General features: G+C 67.3%; 14 protein-coding genes. All 14 read left to right on the top strand.

Translation table 11 applies throughout. The annotated features are described in order from the left end of the window. Window positions 1–13: 13 nt before the first annotated feature. Complete coding sequence (gene thrC, locus LG367_RS03875; protein WP_226467880.1) at window positions 14–1,354, top strand: threonine synthase; 1,341 nt, start codon at window positions 14–16, stop codon at window positions 1,352–1,354. A 355-nt stretch (window positions 1,355–1,709) separates the two neighbouring features. Further along, the gene (gene ilvD, locus LG367_RS03870; RefSeq protein ID WP_226467879.1) at window positions 1,710–3,461 is read left to right on the top strand and encodes a dihydroxy-acid dehydratase; all 1,752 of its coding nucleotides are present in this window, start codon (window positions 1,710–1,712) and stop codon (window positions 3,459–3,461) included. A gap of 44 nt (window positions 3,462–3,505) precedes the next feature. Further along, a complete protein-coding gene (gene ilvC / locus LG367_RS03865) occupies window positions 3,506–4,537 on the top strand; it encodes a ketol-acid reductoisomerase (RefSeq protein ID WP_226467878.1) in 1,032 nt (343 codons plus the stop codon). Window positions 4,538–4,618: 81 nt separating this feature from the next. Continuing rightward, window positions 4,619–6,373, top strand: coding sequence for an acetolactate synthase 2 catalytic subunit (ilvG, locus tag LG367_RS03860; protein WP_226467979.1), 1,755 nt, complete (start codon window positions 4,619–4,621; stop codon window positions 6,371–6,373). Beyond that, window positions 6,357–6,593: an ACT domain-containing protein gene (locus LG367_RS03855; protein WP_226467877.1), complete on the top strand. Its 237-nt coding sequence runs from the start codon at window positions 6,357–6,359 to the stop codon at window positions 6,591–6,593. The genes ilvG and LG367_RS03855 overlap by 17 nt, the downstream gene beginning before the upstream one ends. Beyond that, window positions 6,590–7,495 carry a branched-chain-amino-acid transaminase gene (gene ilvE, locus LG367_RS03850; RefSeq protein WP_226467876.1) on the top strand — a complete coding sequence of 302 codons (906 nt, stop codon included), beginning with the start codon at window positions 6,590–6,592 and terminating at the stop codon, window positions 7,493–7,495. Before LG367_RS03855 ends, ilvE begins: the two co-directional genes overlap by 4 nt. A gap of 10 nt (window positions 7,496–7,505) precedes the next feature. After that, the gene (locus LG367_RS03845; protein ID WP_226467875.1) at window positions 7,506–8,717 is read left to right on the top strand and encodes a threonine dehydratase; all 1,212 of its coding nucleotides are present in this window, start codon (window positions 7,506–7,508) and stop codon (window positions 8,715–8,717) included. Then, window positions 8,714–10,315 (top strand): 2-isopropylmalate synthase, encoded by a 1,602-nt coding sequence (locus tag LG367_RS03840; RefSeq protein WP_226467874.1) that lies wholly within the window; start codon window positions 8,714–8,716, stop codon window positions 10,313–10,315. The genes LG367_RS03845 and LG367_RS03840 overlap by 4 nt, the downstream gene beginning before the upstream one ends. Next, on the top strand, window positions 10,312–11,793 hold the full coding sequence (gene leuC, locus LG367_RS03835; RefSeq protein WP_226467873.1) for a 3-isopropylmalate dehydratase large subunit: 1,482 nt from the start codon (window positions 10,312–10,314) through the stop codon (window positions 11,791–11,793). Before LG367_RS03840 ends, leuC begins: the two co-directional genes overlap by 4 nt. Further along, window positions 11,793–12,377 (top strand): 3-isopropylmalate dehydratase small subunit, encoded by a 585-nt coding sequence (leuD, locus tag LG367_RS03830; protein ID WP_226467872.1) that lies wholly within the window; start codon window positions 11,793–11,795, stop codon window positions 12,375–12,377. The genes leuC and leuD overlap by 1 nt, the downstream gene beginning before the upstream one ends. After that, window positions 12,367–13,491: a 3-isopropylmalate dehydrogenase gene (gene leuB, locus LG367_RS03825; protein ID WP_226467871.1), complete on the top strand. Its 1,125-nt coding sequence runs from the start codon at window positions 12,367–12,369 to the stop codon at window positions 13,489–13,491. The genes leuD and leuB overlap by 11 nt, the downstream gene beginning before the upstream one ends. 103 nt (window positions 13,492–13,594) lie before the next feature. Beyond that, on the top strand, window positions 13,595–14,287 hold the full coding sequence (locus tag LG367_RS03820; protein ID WP_226467870.1) for a TetR/AcrR family transcriptional regulator: 693 nt from the start codon (window positions 13,595–13,597) through the stop codon (window positions 14,285–14,287). A gap of 108 nt (window positions 14,288–14,395) precedes the next feature. Beyond that, a complete protein-coding gene (locus LG367_RS03815) occupies window positions 14,396–15,064 on the top strand; it encodes a protein-L-isoaspartate O-methyltransferase family protein (RefSeq protein ID WP_425490897.1) in 669 nt (222 codons plus the stop codon). Between the two features lie 19 nt (window positions 15,065–15,083). Then, window positions 15,084–16,541 carry a TolC family outer membrane protein gene (locus tag LG367_RS03810; protein WP_226467868.1) on the top strand — a complete coding sequence of 486 codons (1,458 nt, stop codon included), beginning with the start codon at window positions 15,084–15,086 and terminating at the stop codon, window positions 16,539–16,541. Window positions 16,542–16,561 lie beyond the last annotated feature (20 nt).

Genomic DNA, 16,561 nt, shown 5'->3' with positions numbered 1-16,561 from the left:
GGGGAGACACTGCATGAAATTCATCAGCACTCGCGGACAGACACCAGCAACGAACATCGACGACGCGCTCAGCGCCGGCCTCGCGCCCGATGGCGGCCTGTACGTGCCTGAGCGTATTCCCGTGATCGCGTCGACGCAGCCGTTCTCCACGCTCGCGGAAACCGCGCACGCAGTGCTGGCACCCTACTTCACCGATTCGAAGCTGCACGACCGGCTCGCCGACATCTGCACGCATGCCTTCTCGTTCGAAGCGCCGCTGCGGCCGTTGAAGAACCCAAGCGCCGCTTCTGAACAGGCGGCTTCTGAACGGGCGGCTTCTAAACAGAATTTCCTGCTGGAACTGTTCCACGGCCCCACCGCCGCCTTCAAGGATTACGCCGCGCGCTTCCTCGCCGAAGCATTGTCTGGCCTGCGCACCCCGGAGGCGCCGGTCACGACGATCCTCGTCGCCACCTCCGGCGACACCGGCGCGGCGGTGGCGGCGGCGTTCCATCGGCGGCCCGGATTCGAAGTCGTGATCCTCTACCCTGACGGCAAGGTCTCGCCGCGACAAGCGCACGGGCTCGGCTGCTGGGGCGACAACGTGCGCGCGTTCCGCGTCGATGGCAGCTTCGACGATTGCCAGCGCATGGCCAAGCAGGCGCTGTCGGACGTCGAATTGCGCAATGCGGTATCGCTGAGTTCGGCCAACAGCATCAGTCTCGGCCGGCTGTTGCCGCAGGCGGCGTACTACGCGCATGCGGCCTCGCATCACGCGGCCAGGCACGGCGAGCCGCTGAATTTCATCGTCCCCACCGGCAACCTCGGCAACGCCTGCGCCGCGCTGGTGGCGCAGCGCATGGGCGCGCCGATCGGCGAGATCCGGCTCGCCACCAACGCCAACGACACCCTGCCGCGCTATTTCGCGGGCGATGAATACGCACCGCAACCGACCCGCGCCACGCTGGCCAACGCCATGGACGTCGGTGCCCCCAGCAATTTCGAGCGGCTGCGCCACTGGCATCGCGACGATGCTGAATTGCGCCACGCGATCCGCGCGCAGGGCGTCGACGACGCCACCATCCGCGCCACGATCGCCGCCGCGCCGGCGTGCCACGGCATCGTGCCCTGTCCGCATACCGCGACCGGCCTGTTCCTGCTCGAGCAGTTGCGCGCGCAGGGAGACACGCGTCACTGGGCGGTGGTGGCGACGGCGCATCCGGCCAAGTTCGAAAGCATCGTCGAGCCCCTGGTGGGACATGCGGTGGAGCCGCCCCCCGCATTGGCCGAATCATTGGCCCGCCCCGCTTCCGCCGAAGCATTGCCCGCCGATTACGCAGCTCTCCACGCAATACTTACAACCGCAACCAATTAAGCCCTTCCTCATGCGCAAGGAAGAAAAAATGCGACATGGCGAAAAGTTCTAACTGAAACTGTTGACAAGCCCGCGCGGGGCATGTTTCTCTCACATCCATGACGCAGCGCAACAACCATCCGCAAGCCCTCCAGGCCACGTCGCCCGACGTGCTGAAGGACTTGCTGCTGCCAACGCTGCCAATCGCCGCGCTTATTCTCGTACTCGTACTTATTACCGTCCAAACAGGCGCGGGAATCGGGTTTGCGTAAGTAAAAACACAAACCCAAGGTCGAAAGAACCTAAACCCCGCGCCCCAAAAGGCGCGGGGTTTTTCGTTTCCGGGCCTGGGTTTTCGCAACAGGAACGCCAGTCAGTGAGAAGCAACGCCATCAAACAAGGCCCCGCCCACGCTCCCGCCCGCGCGATGCTGCGCGCGACCGGGCTGGACGATGCCGCCATCGCCAAACCCTTCGTCGGCGTGATCCACACCTGGTCCGACGTCTCACCGTGCAACATCACGCTGCGCGATCTGGCCCAGGACGTGCGCAAGGGCGTGCTGGACGCAGGCGGCACGCCGATCGAGTTCAACACCATCGCCGTCACCGACGGTATCGCGATGGGTTCGGACGGCATGCGCGCCTCGCTGGCCTCGCGCGAAACCATCGCCGACTCCATCGAACTGGCCGTCACCGGCCATTGCCTGGACGCGATGGTGCTGCTGGTCGGCTGCGACAAGACCATCCCCGCCGCCGCGATGGCCGCCGCGCGCCTCGATATCCCCACGGTGATCCTGTACGGCGGCACGATCTTGCCGGGCCGCTGCCCGTCCAAGAACGGTGCGGGCGACGACAAGCCGCTCACCGTGCAGGACGTGTTCGAAGCGGTCGGCGCGCATTCGGCCGGCCGCATCGACGACGCCGAACTGCATCGCATCGAATCCCACGCCTGCCCCGGCGCCGGCGCCTGCGGCGGCCAGTTCACCGCCAACACGATGGCGATGGTGCTCACCTTCCTCGGCCTGTCGCCGCTGGGAGCCAACGACATTCCGGCGATTCACGCCGAGAAACCGGCCGCTGCCCGCGCATGTGGCGAGCTGGTGATGGCGCAAATGCGCGATGGCGGCCCGAGACCGCGCGACCTTCTCTCTCTCGCTGCGCTGCGCAACGCCGCGCGCGCGGTCTCGGCAACCGCCGGTTCCACCAATGCGGCACTGCATCTGCTGGCGATCGCGCACGAAGCCGGCGTGCCGTTCGATCTGGAGGAATTCGAGGCGGCGAGCGCGGCCACGCCCGTGATCGCCGACCTGAAACCGGGTGGCCGCTACACAGCGGCGGAAATGTTCGAGCAAGGCGGCACCGCATTGGTGGCGCGCGAGCTGAAAGCGGCCGGTCTGATCGAGGACATTCCAACGATCACCGGCCGCAGTTTTTTTGAGGAGACGGATGCGGCGACCGTGTCCGCATCGCAGGACGTGGTGCGCCCGATCGGCAATCCGATCAAGCCGCGCGGCGGCTACTCGATCCTGTACGGCAACCTCGCGCCGGAAGGCTGCATCGTGAAGCTCGCCGGCCACGGCCGCGAGCGCCACAGCGGCCCCGCGCGCGTGTTCGACAGCGAGGAAGCCGCCTTCGCCGCCGTGCAGGCGCGGCAGATCCAGGCCGGCGATGTGGTGGTGATCCGTTTCGAAGGCCCGGCCGGCGGTCCCGGCATGCGCGAGATGCTGGCCGTCACCGCGGCGCTGGTCGGACAAGGCCTCGGCAACGATGTCGCCCTGCTCACCGACGGCCGCTTCAGCGGCGCCACGCACGGCTTCATGGTCGGCCACGTCTGCCCCGAGGCCGCGCGCGGCGGTCCGATCGCGCGCCTGCGCGACGGCGACCGCGTCACCATCGACGTCGCCACGCGCCGTCTCGACGTCGATGCCGATCTCTCGCAGCGCACGCCCACGCGCATCGCGCCGCGCGTGACCACCGGCGTGCTGGCCAAGTACGCGCGCGACGTCGGCTCCGCCTCGAAAGGCGCGGTCACCGCGCCCGGCCCGCTCGACGACAGCAAACACATCGCCGCGACCCTGGTGACATCCACTGCCGCGAACGCGGCCAGTGCCGAACCGATTCCCGCCTGACTCGTACCACTCCCCTTCCCCTCTCCAACCGGAAACCCGACCCCATGAACGCCACCACCGCCTTCCAACCCAAGATCGCCGTCATCGGTTACGGCAGCCAGGGCCGCGCGCACGCGCTCAACCTGCGCGACTCCGGCTTCGATGTCACCGTCGGTCTGCGTCCCGGCGGCCCCACCGAGCAGAAGGCCAAGGCCGACGGCTTCAAGGTAAAGACGCCGGACGCCGCCGTCGCCGATGCCGATCTCGTCGCCGTGCTCACGCCGGACATGGTGCAGGCGCAGCTGTATCGCACCGTCATCGAACCGAACATCCGCAACGGCGCCTGCCTGCTGTTCGCGCACGGCTTCAACGTGCATTACGGGCAGATCGCTCCGCGCGAGGATCTTGATGTCGTGCTCGTCGCGCCGAAGGGTCCGGGCGCACTGGTGCGTCGCGAGTATGAAATCGGCCGTGGCGTGCCTTCGGTCTATGCCGTGCATCAGGACAAGAGCGGCCGCGCCGAACAACTCGCGCTCGCCTACTGCGGCGGCATCGGCGGCGCGCGCCAGAACGCGATCAAGACCACCTTCAAGGAAGAAACCGAAACCGACCTGTTCGGCGAACAGGCCGTGCTGTGCGGCGGCGCCACCAAGCTGGTGCAGGCCGGTTGGGAAACGCTGGTGGAAGCCGGCTATCAGCCCGAGGTCGCTTACTACGAATGCCTGCACGAGCTGAAGCTGATCGTCGATCTGTTCTACGAAGGCGGCGTGACCCGCATGCACGAATTCATCAGCGAAACCGCGCAGTACGGTGCGCTGACCCGCGGCCCCTACGTCGTCGACGATCACACCCGTGCGCAAATGCGCAAGGTGCTGGCCGAAATCCAGGACGGCACTTTCGCCAAGCAGTGGATCGCCGAATACGCCTCGGGCAATGCCAATTACAAGACGCTCAAGCAGGGCGATCTGGATCACCCGATCGAAGCGGTCGGCAAGAAGCTGCGCGCCAACATGAAGTGGCTGGACAACGCACCGAAGGCGGCGACGCCCCCCGCTTCCGCGACCTCCGCTGCACAACCCCAAACCGAGGCTGCATAAATGAACGCTTCCACGGCGGCGGCCGTGACGGCCGTCGACAGTGAGGACACGGAGACAACGCCCGCGAAAGCGGCGGCGCCCATGAACGGCGCGCGCTGGCTGGTGCAGGCGCTGATCGCCGAAGGCGTGGATACGCTGTTCGGTTATCCCGGCGGCACGATCATGCCGTTCTACGACGCGCTGCACGGCGCGGCGCTGAAGCACATCCTGGTCCGTCACGAACAGGGCGCCGCCTTCGCCGCCAACGGCTACGCGCGCGCCAGCGGTCGCGTGGGCGTGTGCGTGGCAACCTCCGGTCCCGGCGCATCGAATCTGGTCACCGGCATCGCCGATGCGATGCTGGATTCGGTGCCGATGGTCTGCATCACCGGCCAGGTGCCGACGGCGCTGATGGGCACCGACGCGTTCCAGGAACTGGACGTGTTCGGCATGACCATGCCGATCGTCAAGCACAGCTTCCTGCTGCGCCGTGTCGACGACCTGCCGCGCGTGGTGTCCGAAGCCTTCCGTCTGGCACGCAGTGGCCGGCCCGGGCCGGTGCTGATCGATCTGCCCAAGGACGTGCAGACCGCCGATGCCTCGCATCTGCCCGCTTACGAGTCGGCACCGACCGACATCGTGCCGCGCGCGCCCGACGCCGCCATGCACGAAGCTGCCGCGCTGATCGCGCAGGCGAAGAAGCCGGTGGTGTACGGCGGCGGCGGCATCGTGCTCGGCGATGCGGTGGACGCGTTCCGCGATTTCGTCGAACAGACGCGCATCCCGACCGTGCTGACGCTGAAGGCACAGGGCGCGCTGCCGGCCGCGCATCCCTGCAATCTCGGCATGCTCGGCATGCACGGCACCCGCGCCGCCAACATGGCAGTGCAGGAAGCCGATCTGCTGATCGTCGCCGGCGCGCGCTTCGACGACCGCGCCACCGGCAAGCTGGCCGAGTTCGCGCCCAACGCGCGCATCGTGCATCTGGATGCCGACGTGTGCGAGATCGGCAAGCTGCGTGATGCCGACGTGCGCGTGTGTGGCGACGTCGCGGCAAGTCTGTCTCGCCTCGCACCGCCGTGCGCTGCGCAGATGCACGGCCGTCACGCCGCCGCGCGACGCGCCTGGCGCGGCCTGTGCCTGGAACGCAAACTGCGCTTCGGCGCGCGCTACGACGCGCCGGGCGACGGCGTCTACGCACCCGCCCTGCTCAGGCGCATGTCGGAAATGGCGCCCGAAGCGATCGTCACCTGCGACGTCGGCCAGCATCAGATGTGGGTGGCGCAGCACTGGCGCTTCACCCATCCGCGCAATCACCTCACCAGCGGCGCCCTCGGCGCGATGGGCTTCGGCCTGCCGGCGGCGATCGGCGCGCAGCTGGAGAACCCGAAAGCGCAAGTGGTGTGCGTGAGCGGCGACGGTTCGTTCCTGATGAACGTGCAGGAGCTGGCCACGCTGAAGCGCTACGGCCTGCCGGTGAAGATCGTGCTGCTCGACAACCAGGCGCTGGGCATGGTGCGGCAGTGGCAGGAACTGTTCTTCGATCGCCGCTATTCCGAGATCGATCTGTCCGACAACCCGGATTTCGCCGTGGTCGCGCGTGCCTTCGGCATCGAAGCGCTGTCGGTGAATCAGGCCGCCGACGTCGAAGGCGCTTTGCAGGCATTGCTGGATGCGCCCGGCCCCGCGCTGCTGCATGTCGCCATCGACACCGCCGCCAATGTCTGGCCGCTGGTGCCGCCGAACCACAACAACGCGCAGATGCTGGATGCCGACGAGGTGACGTCGCTGCCCGGCACCAACGCGCCTCCGTCTTCTTCCTCTCCCGAGGCTTTCCCCCATGCGATACCAGCTTGAACTCACCCTGCGACACGCCGAAGGCGCCCTCGCTCGCGTGCTCGGCACCGCCGAACGGCGCGGCTTCCGTCCCGTGTCGGTGGATGGCGAAGCACAACCCGACGGCGACCGCTGGCATCTGCGCATGACCGTCGAGGGCGACCGCTCCGACGAATCGCTGCAGAACCAGCTCGCCAAGCTCTACGACTGTCTGTCCGTCGAGGTGGTGCCGTGTCCGTGAGCGCCAGCAACGTCACTCCCATCAGCGAAGCCGCGAACGCCGAGAAACCGAAGCTGTGGTTCGACGGCGAGATCGCCGACGTCGATGCCTTGCAGGTTGATCTGACCACGCACGCCATGCACTACGGCAGCGGCGTGTTCGAAGGCATCCGCGCCTACGCCACCAAGAATGGCGCGGCCGTGTTCCGCCTGCCCGAACATCTGGAGCGCATGCGCCGCGGTGCCGAACTGCTGGGCATGAGCTTCGATGCGCAACAGGCCACCGAAGCCACGCTGGCGACACTGCGCGCCAACCGCCATCGCGACGCCTACATCCGTCCGCTGGCCTGGTATGGCGAAGGCAGTTTCGGTCTCGATGTCAGCGGCCGTCCGCAGCACATGATGGTCTCCACCACGCCGACACTGGTGCATCTGGCCGGTTCGCGCGCGCGCGTGGCCGTGTCCAGCTGGCGCCGCAATCCCGCCGATTCGTTGCCACCACTGAAGCTGTGCGGCGCCTACGTCAACTCCATCCTCGCCAAGCGCGAAAGCAAGGCGCGTGGCTTCGACGAAGCGCTGTTCGTCGACAAGGACGGCTTCGTCGTCGAATGCACCGGCGCGAATGTTTTCGCGGTGAAGAACGGCCGCGTCACCGCCATCGAGCATCGCGATGCCCTGCCCGGCATCACTCGCGACACCTTGATCGCCTTGAGCGGCGCGCAGTCGGGCACGCTCACCTACGAGGAACTGCTCGACGCCGACGAAGTGTTCGCCTGCGGCACCGCCGCCGAGGTGGCGCCGATCGCCGAAATCGAGGATCGCCGCTTCGGCGAAAACCCGATCACGCGTGAACTCGCGGCGCTGTACGCACGCGTGGTGCGTGGCGAGGAGTCCGCCTCCTCAAAATGGCTGACGCCGGTCTGAGCTCAGAACGATGGATCCTGCCGTAGCCAACGACACTCCCGTCTCCGCCGCCGATGTACTGGCGGCGCAGGCGCGGCTGCGGCGTTATCTCGAAGTCACGCCCACGCATTACGCCGAGCGCTTCGGCTGCTGGCTGAAGCTCGAGAACCTGCAGCGCACCGGCTCCTACAAGGTGCGCGGCGCCATGAACGCACTGCTGGCCGCGCGCGAGCGCGGCGACGAGCGCACCGTGATCACCGCATCCGCCGGCAACCACGCGCAAGGCCTGGCCTGGGCCGCGTATCGGCTGGGCATGCCGGTGATCACCGTGATGCCGCGTACCGCGCCGGAAACCAAGGTCGCGGGCGTCGCCCACTGGGGCGCCACCGTGCGCCTGCACGGCGAGACCTACGACGAAGCCAAGGCGTTCGCCGCCGAACTGGCCGAACAGCACGATTTCCGTCTGCTGTCCGCCTTCGACGATGCCGACGTGATCGCCGGCCAGGGCACGGTCGGGCTGGAACTGGCCGCGCTGTCGCCGGACGTGGTGCTGGTGCCGATCGGCGGCGGCGGTCTGGCGTCCGGTGTTGCCTTGGCATTGAAGTCGGCGTGCTTGTCCGGGACGCAAGCGTCCCGGCGCGTGCGCATCGTCGGCGCGCAGGTCGAGGGCGTCGACGCGATGGCGCGCGCGTTGCGCGGCGACATGGCATTGCGCGATCCCGTCGCCACGCTCGCCGACGGCGTGCGCGTCAAGGTGCCGGGCGAACTGACTCGTCGCGTGCTGGAAACGCTGCTCGACGACATCGTCATCGTGCGCGAAGCCGAACTGCGCGAAACCCTGGTGCGCCTGGCGCTGGAAGAACACGTCATCGCCGAGGGCGCCGGTGCGCTGGCCCTGGCGGCGGGCCGCCGCATCGTCGGCAAGCGCAAATGCGCGGTAGTGTCGGGCGGCAACGTCGATGCTGTCGCGCTCGCGCGCCTGCTCTCCGAAGTACGTCCGCGGCCACCGCGCAAACCGCGGCGCCGGGTGCGCGAAGTCGATACCACCCTCCACGCGGAGCGTGCACGACTTACGCCGTCATTCCCGCGGAGGCGGGAATCCAGTGACCTCGCTCCGGATCAAGCGGAAGCAAGGCCACCGGATTCCCGCTTCACCGGGAATGACGAACCATCGCCCAAGTCATCCAAGCCACTCCCCCATACGAACAAGCAAGACAAGATTCCCGAGGAAATTCCCGCATGAGTACTTCAGATCGAGGGCGCGCTTTTGAAAGCTCGGCCAACGCGTCCACCGACGGCGCGCGCGTCCGCATCTTCGACACCACCCTGCGCGACGGCGAGCAATCGCCCGGCTGCAGCATGTCGCCGCAACAGAAACTGGTGATGGCGCGGGCGCTCGACGAACTCGGCGTGGACGTCATCGAGACGGGCTTCCCGGCCAGCTCGCAATCCGATCGCGAAGCCGCGGCAATGATCGCCCGCGAACTGCGCGAGCCGACACTGTGCGTGCTCTCGCGCTGCCTTCCCGCCGACATCGAAGCCTCCGCGCGCGCGCTGGAAGGCTCCGCCAAGCCGCGACTGCACCTGTTCCTGTCCACCAGCCCGCTGCATCGCGAGCACAAGCTGCGCATGAGCAAGCAGCAGGTGCTGGACGCGATCGCGACCAACGTCGCGCACGCGCGCCGGCTGGTCGACGATGTCGAGTTCTCGCCCGAGGACGGCATCCGCACCGAGCACGATTTCCTCGCCGAAGCCTGCGCCGTCGCGATCGCCAACGGCGCCAGCACCATCAACGTGCCGGATACGCTCGGCTACACCACGCCGCAGGAAATCCGCGCGCTGTTCGAGTTCCTGATCAGCACCGTGCCGGGCGCGCGCGACGTCGTGTTCAGCGCGCACTGCCACAACGACCTCGGCATGGCGGTGGCGAATTCGCTGGCCGCGATCGAGGGCGGCGCGCGCCAGGTCGAATGCACCATCAACGGCATCGGCGAGCGCGCCGGCAACTGTGCGCTGGAAGAACTGGTGATGGCGCTGAAAGTGCGCAACGCCTGGTTCGAGGCCGACACCGGCATCGACACGCAACGCCTGCTGCCGACCTCGCAGCTGCTCACGCGCCTGATCGGCATGCCGGTGCAGCGCAACAAGGCGATCGTCGGTGCCAATGCCTTCGCCCACGAATCCGGCATCCATCAGCACGGCATGCTGCGTCATCGCGGCACCTACGAAATCATGCGCCCCGAGGATGTGGGCTGGCCCGATTCGCAGATGGTGCTGGGCCGCCACAGCGGTCGCGCCGCGGTCGCGCATCGCCTGCGCGCACTGGGCTACACGCTGGAAGACGAACAACTCGATCAAGTCTTCGCCGATTTCAAAACGCTGTGCGAGCAGCAGCGCGTGATCGACGACGGCGACCTGGAAGCGCTGATGCACGGTGACACACGCGGCGAAGGCTTCCGCCTGGCCTCGATGACGGTCAGCGATCGCGGCCAGCGCGCCAGCGCGCAGGTCGAACTGTCCGATCCGGACGGCAAGCGCGTGAGCGAGAGCGCGCTCGGCGATGGTCCGGTCGACGCGTTGTTCGCGGCGCTGTCCGCCGCCACCGGCGTGAAACTGACGCTGGAGAGCTATCAGGTGCACAGCGTCGGCATCGGCGCGGATGCGCGCGGCGAAGCCAACCTGAGCGTGCGCTGCGACGACGGTTCTGGCGACAGCCGTGGCTACGAAGGCACCGGCACCAGCCGCGACATCATCGAAGCCAGCGCACTGGCGTGGCTGGACATCGCCAATCGCGTATTGCGCGCGCGCCGCAACGCCGACGCCGACGTGGTGGCCGCATGACATCCGCATCTCGCACCACCGCACCTCGCACCATGTTCGACAAGTTGTGGGACGCGCACGTCGTCGTCCCCGAGACCGAGGCTGCGCCGGCGGTGCTCTACATCGATCTGCATCTGATCCATGAAGTGACTTCGCCGCAGGCGTTCGCGGAGTTGCGCGCACGCGGACTGACGCCCGCGCGCCCGGAACGCACCAAAGCGACCATGGACCACTCCACGCCAACCCTGCCTCCGGGACCCGACGGCAAGCTGCCCTACAACACCGAGGCGGCGGCGATCCAGGTCGACACGCTCGCGCGCAACTGCGCCGAATTCGGCATCGAACTGTTCGACATGGGCTCCGCGCATCGCGGCATCGTGCACGTGATCGCGCCCGAACTCGGCTTCACCCAGCCGGGCATGACCATCGTCTGCGGCGACAGCCACACATCGACGCACGGCGCTTTCGGCGCACTGGCCTTCGGCATCGGAACGAGCGAGGTCGGCCACGTGCTCGCCACGCAATGCCTGCTGCAGCGCAAGCCGAAGACGATGTCGATCACGATTGACGGCGAACTCGACCCCGGCGTCGGCGCCAAGGACGTGATCCTGCACGTCATCGGCATGATCGGCGTGAACGGCGGCACCGGCCACGTCATCGAATATCGCGGCTCCGCCATCCGCGCGATGGACATGGAACAGCGCATGACCTTGTGCAACATGTCGATCGAGGCCGGCGCGCGCGCCGGCATGGTGGCGCCGGACGAAATCACCTACGCGTGGCTGGCCAAGGCGCCGCGCGCGCCCGGCGCCGGTGTCGTCAACAGTCTCGAATTCGCGCAGGCGAAGGCGCGCTGGTCGCAGTTCGTCACCGACGAAGGCGCGCACTTTGATCACCAGGTGTGGATCGACACTCGCGACATCCGCCCCACGCTGACCTGGGGCACGCATCCGGGCACCGCCATCGCGGTCGATACGCCGATTCCGGCGCCAAGCGATGCGGCGGCGCGGAAATCTCTGGACTACATGCAGCTCGAGGCCGGGCACAGCCTGCTCGGCACGTCGGTGGACGTCGTGTTCGTCGGTTCCTGCACCAATGGCCGTCTCAGCGACATGCGCGCCGTCGCGCGCGTGCTGCGCGGGCGCAAGGTCGCCTCGCACGTGCGCATGCTGGTGGTGCCGGGCTCGGAACAGGTAAAGCGCGAGGCCGAGGCCGAAGGCATCGACGCCGTCGTGCGCAACGCCGGTGCCGAATGGCGCGAACCTGGCTGCAGCATGTGCATCGCCATGAACGGCGACCTGGTGGCGCCGGGACAACTGGCGGTGAGCACCAGCAATCGTAATTTCGAAGGTCGTCAAGGACCGGGCGCACGCACGCTGCTGGCCTCGCCGTTGACCGCCGCGTGGGCCGCAGTCAACGGACATGTCAGCGATCCGCGCATCGAAGCCGCCCGTCAGGCGGCTGAGGTTTCCGAAAACATGCGCAAGGAGGTGGCGTGATGAGCGGCGGACTGCAATTCGTGCGGTCGCGCAGCGTCGTGCTGCGTCAGACCAACATCGACACCGATCAGATCATCCCGGCGCGCTTCCTCTCCACCACCGAGCGCAAAGGCCTGGGCCAGCATGCATTCAACGACTGGCGCCGCCTTGCCGACGGCGCGCCGAATCCGGAATTCGCCTTCAACCAGCCGGAGAACGCCGGCCGCAGCATTCTGCTCGCCGGCCGCAACTTCGGCTGCGGTTCCTCGCGCGAACATGCGCCGTGGGCGCTGACCGATCTCGGTCTGCGCGCGATCGTCAGCAGCGAGATCGCCGACATCTTCCGTAACAATTCGCTGAAGAACGGCCTGCTGCCGGTGGTGCTCGACGAAGCCGACGTGCAAACGCTGATGCAGCGTCCCGACGACGAGCTGACCATCGACGTCGCCGCGCGCGAACTGCGCACACCCGACGGCCGCGCCTATTCCTTCCCGCTCGACGCCTTCGCCAGGACCTGCCTGCTCGAAGGCGTCGACGAACTGGGCTACCTGCTGGTCCGCAAACCCGACATCCAAGCTTACGAGGCACGCCAACATGCACGCTGACATCGTCGTCCTGCCCGGTGACGGCATCGGTCCGGAAGTCACCGCCGCCGCCGTGGAGGTGCTGCAACTGGCGGCGCAGCGCTATGGCCACCGCTTCAAGTTGCAGGAGCATCTGATCGGCGGTGCCGCCATCGATGCCACCGGCGAACCGCTGCCCGCCGCCACGCTGGACGCCTGCAAGCGCGCCGACGCCGTGCTGCTGGGCGCCGTCGGCGGACCGAAGTGGTCCGATCCCAACGCCAAGGTGCGTCCGGAACAGGGCCTGCTGGCGCTGCGCAAGGGACTTGGCCTGTACGCCAACCTGCGTCCGGTGCAACCGCATCCGGCCACGCTCGGCGCCGCGCCGATCAAGCCGCATCTGCTGACCGGCGTCGACCTGCTGGTGGTGCGCGAGCTCACCGGCGGCATCTATTTCGGCAAGAAACAGCGCGACGCCGACAAGGCCAGCGACCTGTGCGAATACAGTGTGGCCGAGATCGAACGCGTGGTGCGCCGCGCCTGCGAACTGGCGCGCGATCGCCGCCGCCACGTCACCTCGGTCGACAAGGCCAACGTGCTGGAGACCTCGCGCCTGTGGCGCGACGTGGCCACGCGCGTCGTGCGCGACGAGTTCCCGGACATCACGCTGGAGCACCAGCTGGTCGATTCGATGGCGATGCACCTGCTGTCACGGCCGCGCGCCTACGACGTGATCGTCACCGAGAACATGTTCGGCGACATCCTCACCGACGAAGCCTCGATGCTGGCCGGCTCGATGGGTCTGCTGCCCTCCGCCTCGCTCGGCGAAGGCCGCGTCGGTCCCGACGGATCGGCATCGCCGATCCGTCAAATCGGGCTTTATGAGCCCATCCACGGCTCGGCCCCCGACATCGCCGGCCGCGGCATCGCCAACCCGATCGGCACCATCCTCAGCGTCGCGCTGCTCCTGCGCTACTCGCTGGGCCTGGAGCGCGAGGCGGCCTGCATCGAGCAGGCGGTCGCCGCCACCCTCGACGCCGGCATCCTCAGCGCCGATCTGGCCACGGCCGGCAATGCCGCCAGCACGGCCGGAGTCACCGCCGCCGTGCTCAACCGGATGGAAACGGGCTGCCAGGTGGCCGAACTACGCGACTAACGCGCCAGCAGCCGACCGCCAGCGGAGATTCGTCCCGCTGGCGGGAACCAGCGTTCAGCAGCGGCTGCTATAAATACAGAACCGATTGGTCTAGTATTGGGGTATGACCGCCCCATCCGCCCGCCAGCCGGCTTCCTCCGGCGCCGCCAGCAAGCCAGCCAGCCCCGGCCGGCCCAAGGATCTCGCCAAAGGCGCGGCGATCCTCGACGCCGCCAAGCGCATGTTCCTGCAGCACGGCTACGAGCGGATGAGCATGGATCAGATCGCCGCCGAGGCTGGCGTCTCCAAGCTCACCGTCTACAGCCATTACGGCGACAAGCAGACCCTGTTCCTGGAGGCGGTGAAGGCCCATTGCGACCAGCAGCTGCCCCTGACCCTGTTCGAGCCCTCCCCCGGCACGCCGCTGCGCGAGCGCCTGATGGAGATCGCCGAAGCCTTCCACGCCATGATCAGCTCGCCCGAGGCGGTCGCCGGGCATCGCCTGATGTGCACCCCGCAGATCGCCGATTCGGCGCTGCCGATCCTGTTCTGGGAGGCTGGCCCGAAGCGCATCAAGGACGGCTTCGCGGCCCTGCTGCAGCGGCGCATCAAGGCCGGCGAGCTTGAAATCGGCGACGTCCACCGCGCGGCGGTGCAGTTCTTCTCCCTGCTCAAGGGCGAATTCCACGACCGCCTGGTCATGGGCTGCGGCGGTGACATCACCGGCACGGTGGAGGAGCATCTGAACGCCTCGGTCGACATGTTCCTGCGCGCCTACGAGCGCCGCGCGCCGGCCGCCAAGGCGCGGGCATCGTGACCTCCGTCGCGGTGACTTCCGGCACTGCGTGCTGGTGTACTGCAACAGCGATCCTGTCTTCATCTTCCGATACATAACCCCGTTAAAATCGCGGGCTGCCTGCCCCGTATGAGATTCCGCATGCCGACGATGGACTACGCCAAAGCCCGCGAGACGATGGTGGAACAACAGGTTCGCCCCTGGGACGTCCTCGACGTGCGCGTCCTCGACGCACTGGCGACCCTGCCGCGCGAAGCCTTCGTGAACGAAACGCACCGCGCGCTCGCCTACAGCGATCTCGAGCTGCCCATCGGCCACGGCGAAAAGATGATGAAGCCGGTGCTCGAAGGCCGCGCCCTGCAAGCACTGGAAATCGATGCCGGCGACCGCGTGCTGGAAATCGGCAGCGGCAGCGGCTTCCTCGCCGCCTGCCTCGGCCGGCTGGCGCGCGAAGTGGTCGGCATCGAACGCCATGCCGATCTCGCCGAAGCCGCGCGCGCGCGCCTGCAGACGCAAAGCATCGCCAACGTGCGCATCGAGACCGCCGATGCCTTCTCGTGGGAAGGCGACGGGCAGTTCGACGCGATCTGCGTCAGCGGCGCGGTGTCAGCGATTCCGGAGCGCTTCCTGCGATGGCTGCGTCCCGGTGGACGCCTGTTCGCCGTGCAGGGCGTTTCGCCGGTGATGGATGCCGTGCTCGTCCGCGCCGACGTCAACGGCACGCGCACCCAATCGTTATTCGAAACCGACCTCGCATACCTCGCCGGCGCCGCCCCCGCGCCCAAGTTTGACTTCTAAGTTGAAGGAATCTCCCATCATGAGTCGCCGCCCCCTCGCACTCACCCTTGCCATCGCCGCCCTGCTGCCGGCCACGGCCTTCGCCGAAGACCTGCTCCAGACCTACGACCTGGCGCGCACAGGCGATCCGACCTACTCCGAAGCGGAATTCAGGCGCCTGGCGACGAAGGAAGGCGCGGTGCAAGCACGCGGGCAGTTGCTGCCGCAGATCAACGGCACTGCGGAATTGTCGCGGACGCACAGCAACAGCAGGGATGGCTTCGCCACCACCACCGACTTGCAAGGCAATCCGGTCAGGATTTTCAGTGACGGGATTTCCAACAGCCGTGGCCGGCAGTACGGCGCCTCCCTGTCCCAGTCCATTTTCGACTTGGGCAGGATCAACACCCTGCGCTCGCAGCGCGAGCTCAGCAAGGCTGCCGACTTCACGCTCGACAATGCCGGCGGTGATCTGATCACGCGTACCTCGGCGGCCTATTTCAATGTGCTGGTGCTGATCGAGACACTGGCCGCAACCGAAGCCGCGGAAGCCGCCGCCAAGCGCCAGTTCGAATATGCCGACAAGCGCCTGGAAGTCGGCCTCGCACCGATCACCGACGTGCACGAGGCCCGCGCCGAGTACGACAGCGCGCGCGCCGCCACCATCGTGCAGCGCAATGCCTTGCAGGACGCGTACCAGGCATTGACCCAGATTACCGGCACCAAGTTCGTCAATCTGAAGGCGCTGCCCGACGATTTCCGCCCGGAGCTGCCGGCGGAACAGAGTGCCGACACGTGGGTTGCTTCCGCCCTGGAACACAATCCCGGATTGAAAGCAGTCGAATATCAGACCAAGTCCGCGGAAATCGACGTGTCCACGGCCCGCGCGGGGCATTTGCCTACCCTGAGCTTTGGCGCGAGCTATGGCCGCAACACCACTTGGGACGGCGACTCTTCGTCGTCGAGCTTGTTCAGCTCCAATGGCAGTGACGGCCACACCCGTACCATCGGCCTGACACTGAATGTACCGATCTTCTCGGGCGGCATCACGCAGTCGCAGGTTCGCCAGGCCATCGCTACCCGCGACGCGACACGCGATGTGTACGAACAGCAGAAGCGAGCACTCGAACGGAACACGCGCGATGCTTATCAGACACTCGTCGCTGGCGTCAGCGAAGTCGAAGCGCGCCGTCTGGCCGTGGTCTCCGCCAAGGCCGCTTACGACGCTTCGCAGGTCGGTCTCGAAGTCGGTACCCGTACCGTGCTCGACGTGCTGATCAACCAGCGCACCCTGCTCCAGGCACAAACCGACTACGCGCAGGCCAAGTACAACTTCCTGCAGAACCGCCTGCTGCTCGATCAGGCCGCCGGCTCGCTCGACATCGACGACCTCCGCGACATCAACCGTCTCCTGACCGCCGACGCCACCGCGCAGTTGTCTCCGGGGCAGGTCGAAACAGGTCCGCTGCCGACGACGCCCGCGCCGCAGAACAAGTAATCACCGCAAAAAACGGATTC

The organism is Luteimonas panaciterrae, from assembly GCF_020511115.1.
Taxonomy (GTDB): domain Bacteria; phylum Pseudomonadota; class Gammaproteobacteria; order Xanthomonadales; family Xanthomonadaceae; genus Luteimonas; species Luteimonas panaciterrae.
Note: the sequence above shows the minus strand (reverse complement) of the source record. Positions and strands in the feature narration are given on the sequence as shown.

Bases quoted from the DNA above. Each gene is read 5' to 3' on its own strand.
- thrC (WP_226467880.1), top strand. From the start codon at position 14: ATGAAATTCATCAGCACTCGCGGACAGACACCAGCAACGAACATCGAC.
- ilvC (WP_226467878.1), top strand. From the start codon at position 3,506: ATGAACGCCACCACCGCCTTCCAACCCAAGATCGCCGTCATCGGTTAC.
- ilvG (WP_226467979.1), top strand. From the start codon at position 4,619: ATGAACGGCGCGCGCTGGCTGGTGCAGGCGCTGATCGCCGAAGGCGTG.
- LG367_RS03855 (WP_226467877.1), top strand. From the start codon at position 6,357: ATGCGATACCAGCTTGAACTCACCCTGCGACACGCCGAAGGCGCCCTC.
- LG367_RS03845 (WP_226467875.1), top strand. From the start codon at position 7,506: ATGGATCCTGCCGTAGCCAACGACACTCCCGTCTCCGCCGCCGATGTA.
- LG367_RS03840 (WP_226467874.1), top strand. From the start codon at position 8,714: ATGAGTACTTCAGATCGAGGGCGCGCTTTTGAAAGCTCGGCCAACGCG.
- leuC (WP_226467873.1), top strand. From the start codon at position 10,312: ATGACATCCGCATCTCGCACCACCGCACCTCGCACCATGTTCGACAAG.
- leuD (WP_226467872.1), top strand. From the start codon at position 11,793: ATGAGCGGCGGACTGCAATTCGTGCGGTCGCGCAGCGTCGTGCTGCGT.
- leuB (WP_226467871.1), top strand. From the start codon at position 12,367: ATGCACGCTGACATCGTCGTCCTGCCCGGTGACGGCATCGGTCCGGAA.
- LG367_RS03820 (WP_226467870.1), top strand. From the start codon at position 13,595: ATGACCGCCCCATCCGCCCGCCAGCCGGCTTCCTCCGGCGCCGCCAGC.
- LG367_RS03815 (WP_425490897.1), top strand. From the start codon at position 14,396: ATGAGATTCCGCATGCCGACGATGGACTACGCCAAAGCCCGCGAGACG.
- LG367_RS03810 (WP_226467868.1), top strand. From the start codon at position 15,084: ATGAGTCGCCGCCCCCTCGCACTCACCCTTGCCATCGCCGCCCTGCTG.